Annotated in this window: 4 protein-coding genes; 2 read left to right on the top strand and 2 right to left on the bottom strand. The window is 46.8% G+C overall.

Annotation, left to right across the window (positions count from 1 at the left end; all coding sequences use genetic code 11):
- Positions 1-295 (top strand): peptidoglycan-binding domain-containing protein (locus tag ACLFWI_RS25900; RefSeq protein WP_446415307.1); only part of this gene is annotated, 295 nt, incomplete at its 5' end.
- A gap of 454 nt (positions 296-749) precedes the next feature.
- Here ACLFWI_RS25900 and ACLFWI_RS25895 read toward each other — a convergent pair.
- Together ACLFWI_RS25895 and ACLFWI_RS25890 are read right to left on the bottom strand one after the other, a co-directional pair.
- Positions 750-4544: a hydantoinase B/oxoprolinase family protein gene (locus ACLFWI_RS25895; RefSeq protein WP_446415306.1), complete on the bottom strand. Its 3795-nt coding sequence runs from the start codon at positions 4542-4544 to the stop codon at positions 750-752.
- 7 nt (positions 4545-4551) lie between these two features.
- Positions 4552-4911, bottom strand: a complete 360-nt coding sequence (locus tag ACLFWI_RS25890) for a hypothetical protein (RefSeq protein WP_446415305.1) — start codon at positions 4909-4911, stop codon at positions 4552-4554.
- A 288-nt stretch (positions 4912-5199) separates the two neighbouring features.
- Here ACLFWI_RS25890 and ACLFWI_RS25885 point away from each other — a divergent pair, with 288 nt between their 5' ends.
- Entirely contained in the window at positions 5200-5475 is a 276-nt protein-coding gene (locus tag ACLFWI_RS25885; RefSeq protein WP_446415304.1) for a helix-turn-helix transcriptional regulator, read from the top strand.
- Positions 5476-5624: the final 149 nt, after the last annotated feature.

Raw genomic sequence — 5624 nt, 5'->3', positions numbered from 1 at the left:
ATCCCGAACCAGATCTCAAGTAGTTATCCTGTTAACACAACTAATAATATCGCCTGTTCAAAATTTCTTACAAAACCAAGGGTATTATCAAAGTGAAGTTGACGGCGTATATGGTTCAAGAACAGGTACAGCCGTAAGAGAATTCCAAGAGGATCAGGGCTTGTTTGCCGATGGTATTGTTGGTCGCCAAACCTGGAATGCTATGCTCAATTTTGAAGCGGAAACTGAGGACACATTTATAGAAGAAGAGTCCGATTTTGAATCAGAGACTGATCTTGACTTGGGAGTCGAGTAATACGAACTCGCAGAAGACAAAGAGTTGCTTATGACAAGACGGTCAAGGAAAATCCTCAGGTAACCTTTCAATATTCCTCGTAGGGGCGCACAGACGTGCGCCCTGACAATCAATTTTCCGACAAAGCTAAATTATCATCCCAGTTACAATCACAGCTATTTTGCATGAAAAATGGCTCAATGTTGACTCAAACCTATACCACCTGCAATTACCCCATCTCCCTCTGAGGTGGGTTGACCTAAATCTTTTCAGCCTTTATTTTAACTCTATTGTCAAATTAGAGGCTGAATATCGGATGAGACGAAATTTAATCTACGCCATTCTACTGGTAACGTTCGCTATCCTAACTTACCTATTTGCACCGCAACCGCAGCCAGCATCCGCATTTCACACACAAAGCTTTTAACCTTAAGTTGACACCAATGTACTGACGTGCGCCCCTACGGTTTCCGGTTTATTCAGAACCACCAAATCCTCCACCCCCAGGCGTCTCAATCACAAACACATCTCCCGCATCCATTTCCACAACCGCTGTATTTCCTAATTCCTCAACCGTTCCATCCTGACGTTCCACATAATTTTTCCCCACAGCACCAGCTTCACCCCCCTGTAATCCAAAGGGTGCAACAACTCGATGTCCTGATAATATTGCGGCTGTCATCGGTTGCAAAAACCGCATCCGCCGAATTACACCATTACCCCCACACTGTTTCCCCTTTCCACCACTATTTCCGCGAATGCCAAACTGTTCTAATACCACCGGAAACCGCCATTCTAAAACTTCTGGGTCGGTTAACCGCGAATTAGTCATGTGGGTATGTACTGCATCCGCCCCATCAAACTCTAGCCCAGCACCAGAACCGCCACAAATGGTTTCATAATATTGATAATTCTGATTGCCAAAGGTAAAATTATTCATCGTCCCCTGAGATGCTGCCATTACCCCTAAAGCCCCATATAGCGCATCGGTAATCACCTGGGATGTTTCCACATTCCCCGCCACAACCGCCGCCGGATAACGGGGATTTAATAGACATCCTTCGGGAATAATAATATCTAGAGGTTTGAGACATCCAGCATTCAGGGGAATATCATCATCCACTAAAGTCCGGAAGACATAGAGAACCGCTGCCTTACACACCGCCGCCGGAGCATTAAAGTTATTGGATAACTGTGACGATGTCCCAGTAAAATCAATCGTGGCGCGGCGATTTTTTCGGTCAATGCGAATGGCAACTTGAATCTGTCCACCTGTATCTAATTGATAAGTAAAATTGCCATCTTTCAGCACATCAATCACCCGTCGCACCGACTCTTCGGCATTATTCTGGACGTGTCCCATATAAGCTTTTACGGTGTCTAATCCCGACTGTGCCACCATTCGCCGCAACTCTTGCACGCCTTTTTTGTTGGCAGCAATTTGGGCTTGTAAGTCGGCGATATTTTGGGTGATATTTCGCACTGGATACGTGCCAGATAGGAGTAATTCTGATAATTCTTTCTCGCGAAAATGTCCGGATTCGACTACCTTAAAATTATCGAGTAATACTCCTTCTTCGTCCACTGTTGTACTATCTGGGGGCATCGAACCGGGGGTAATCCCACCAATGTCTGCATGGTGTCCCCGTGAGGCAACGTAGAATAAGGGTGACGGATTTTTATCCCCCCTTGCCCCCCTTTCAAAGGGGGGTTTATTTTGATTTGTTGTGGGTTTTGTCGAAGATTTACTCGTTTGATCAATCGTATCGGTAATCCCGCTTTCGTCTAGGAAAACTGGGGTAATTACCGTGACATCAGGTAAGTGTGTCCCACCGTTATAGGGATTATTAATCGCATAAACATCTCCCGGTTGGAGACTATCGCCATACGCCTCAATTAAACTGCGGACGCTTTCACTCATGGAACCCAAATGTACAGGGATATGAGGGGCATTGGCAACGAGTTGTCCTTGTCCATCGAAAATAGCACAGGAAAAATCTAACCGTTCTTTAATATTGACCGAATAACTGGTATTTTGCAGCGTGGTTCCCATTTGTTCGGCAATGGAACGGAATAGATTATTAAATATTTCTAGCGTAACCGGATCAGGCTGGGAAAGGTTGGCTGGTTTATTGTTTATTGTTGCTTGTTGATTGTTGCTTGTTGATGGTTGAGTTTTCTTTAAAATCAAATGATTCCGTTCAGTTACTTCGGCTTGCCAACCCGGTTCAATAACATTCGTTCCCGTTGTTTCAATAATTAATGCTGGGGCGGGAATAGAGTCTCCAGGTTGTAACTCGTCTCGCTTAAATACAGGGGTTTCGTGCCATGCATCGGCAGTATACATCTGCACTTTAGCGACAGGTTGCGGTGGTTCTGATCGGTGACGTTGAATCATGGGTTCTTCTGGCACATCCATTGGCTGGATGACTTCCACCGATACCGAGTCCACAATTAGGGCTTTCTCTTCCACTATAAAACCATATCGTTGTCGATGCGCCTCCTCAAATTGCTGCCGCATTTCAGCCACGCTACCGAAATCGATAATTAATGGTGAATCGGTTCCCTGATATTTCAAATGCACTTTGCGGATGACTTGACTATTAATGGGCGTGGATTCTCCTATCTGAGTCGTCGCAATTTCTTCTTTGCCGCTGGCTATTAACTCGGTGAATATTTCCTCCAAGGGGGCAATATCTGATGTCCCTACCGATAGTAATTCCTCCGTTAATTTTGCTTCCACCGAACGTTCCCGCAATGTCCGCACATCTGCCAATCCCATCCCATAAGCCGATAATACCCCTGCATAAGGATGAAGAAATAACTGTTTCATTCCCAACGCATCAGCAATTAAACAGGCGTGTTGTCCCCCTGCACCGCCAAAGCAACACAAGGTATAGTTGGATACGTCATAACCTCGTTGTAAGGAGATTTTTTTGATCGCATTTGCCATTTTTTCGACGGCAATGGCTAAAAATCCCGCCGCGACTGCTTCGGGGGTGCGCTTATCGCCAATATCTGCCGCCAATTGACTAAATTTCTCTCGCACCACTTGGTCATTTAAGGGTAAATTGCCATCAAGTCCAAAGACTTTAGGAAAGAACTCTGGCTGCAATTTTCCCACCATGACATTGCAATCGGTTACTGTTAACGGACCCCCCTTAGAATACGAAGCAGGACCCGGATTTGCCCCTGCCGATTCTGGTCCAACGCGATACCGCGCCCCATCAAATTTCACGATTGAACCGCCACCCGCCGCTACGGTATGAATGGACATCATGGGGGTGCGTAATCGGACACCTGCAATCTCGGTTTCAAAGGTGCGTTCGTATTCCCCGTTGTAATGGGCGACATCGGTAGAGGTTCCGCCCATATCGAAACTGATAATCTGATCAAATCCGGCTAATTGACTGGTTTGTACTGCGCCGACAATACCCCCCGCCGGACCGGATAAAATACTGTCTTTTCCCTGAAATGTGCGGGCGTCTGTGAGTCCACCATTGGACTGCATGAACATTAATCGGAGCAATTGTTGATTGTTGATTGTTGATTGTTGATTGTTTATTTCTCCGGCTAACTGACTGGAAACTTGGTTAACATACCGCCGCAGAATCGGCGATAAATAGGCATCGACAACGGTGGTGTCACCCCGACTAACTATTTTCATCAATGGTGTGACGTTATGGGAAACTGAGATTTGAGTAAACCCGATCGCACTCGCTAGGTTGGCAAGTTCCTGTTCATGGCTCTTATAGCGATAGCCATGCATTAACACTATGGCACAACTGCGAATTCCGCTATCATAAGCGGCTTGTAACTCTTGACGAGTGGCGTCTATCTGCACCGGAATTAATTCCTCCCCGTGGGCGCTGTAGCGTTCCTCGACTTCAATCACCCGTTCGTAAAGCATTTCTGGCAAGATAATCTCACGGGCAAATATATCGGGGCGGTTTTGATAGCCGATGCGGAGGGCATCTCGGAAGCCTTTGGTGATGATTAAAACGGTGCGATCGCCTTTTCTCTCTAGTAACGCATTGGTGGCTACGGTTGTCCCCATTTTCACGGCGTCAATCTGTTCGGTGGGAATCGCTGCATTGGCTGGAAGTCCCATCACTTCGCGGATTCCCTGTACGGGCGCATCGGTGTAGCGATCGGGATTTTCCGAGAGTAGCTTGTGAATTACCAATTGCCCATCGGGGCGACGCGCCACAATATCGGTAAATGTGCCGCCGCGATCAATCCAAAATTGCCACCCTTGATTAGAAGTCATAAGTCTACTACTGATGCCCTACTGTATGCCAGCGCCTTGTCCAAAAATTGTACAATAATGCCGCATCTTGGTGATTGTATTGCTGATTGTGCCGTTTGCGATCGCGCTCAATCGCAACCCACAATTGCTGTAGTTGTTGGCAGGTGGTGCAGTGTTGAATTTGGCAGGCGATGGCGTTGAACCATTGGCGTAGTTGGCGATAGCTGATGAATTGTCCACCTTTGTCGCGGCGATGAACAAAGACGATATATGCCCAAGATTCCACGCGCACAATCAAATGTTTAGGGATTTTCAGGAGTCGGGCGATACTGGTGAGGCTGATCCGGAATTTCTGGGCGGGTTGGAGGCGGCGAAATAAAGGTGTCATGATGGCGTTCCCTGAAAATTTTGCGCTGTTGTTGGTTGGGGTGGGTTTATGGAGCTAAACAGCCATAACAAGGTGAGCAACCATCGGTCACTGGCAAAGTATTGGTGGAATGACGATTATGTAAGACACTGAGGAAAGGGCAAATATCAAAGCAACCTTTGAAGAGGCTAATTCGCCCAAATGCTGCTTTGTGCTTTGTCTTTCCATTGCTTCACTCTATTACATGACATTTTGTCATGCATAACTGTTTTTGTCAAGCTGTTATGTTGACATGGCAATCAGTTACACATGCCGAAACAAAATCCACAAGCAGGTGAATCCCCGTTAAAACTACTCAGAGAAAAGCTAAAGTTGACGCAAGAGGAGCTGGCTCGGCGCTGCGGTATTCCACTGCGGACGTATGTCCGTTGGGAAACGGGCGACGCGGTGGCTAGACCGAGCGTTCCCCAAATTAAAGCGTTATGTCGGGAGTTGGGCGTCTCGATTGAGGAATTGCCCGATCAGTTTGGACCGGTGCGAGTTTCGGCTAAAGACAATCCGCGATCGCATTCTGATGATGATTGAGAATGAAGCCCTGAAAGCCCTGAACTAAAGTACTCTTTGAGAAGCCGCTCCGCGTCTACGGGCTAAAAGCTTAAACCCGTTAAAACGGGTTCAAAGATGAGTGATGCTAAAAAAAGCTGTTGCATATAGCCGGGTAGGTCAAAAGGGAG

This window comes from Coleofasciculus sp., assembly GCF_046539235.1.
Classification (GTDB): domain Bacteria; phylum Cyanobacteriota; class Cyanobacteriia; order Cyanobacteriales; family Coleofasciculaceae; genus Coleofasciculus.
This window is presented reverse-complemented; position numbering and strand designations above follow the sequence as displayed.

Excerpts from the sequence above, each read along its gene's own strand:
- ACLFWI_RS25885 (WP_446415304.1), top strand. The coding sequence starts at position 5,200 with ATGCCGAAACAAAATCCACAAGCAGGTGAATCCCCGTTAAAACTACTC.
- ACLFWI_RS25890 (WP_446415305.1), bottom strand. The coding sequence starts at position 4,911 with ATGACACCTTTATTTCGCCGCCTCCAACCCGCCCAGAAATTCCGGATC.
- ACLFWI_RS25895 (WP_446415306.1), bottom strand. The coding sequence starts at position 4,544 with ATGACTTCTAATCAAGGGTGGCAATTTTGGATTGATCGCGGCGGCACA.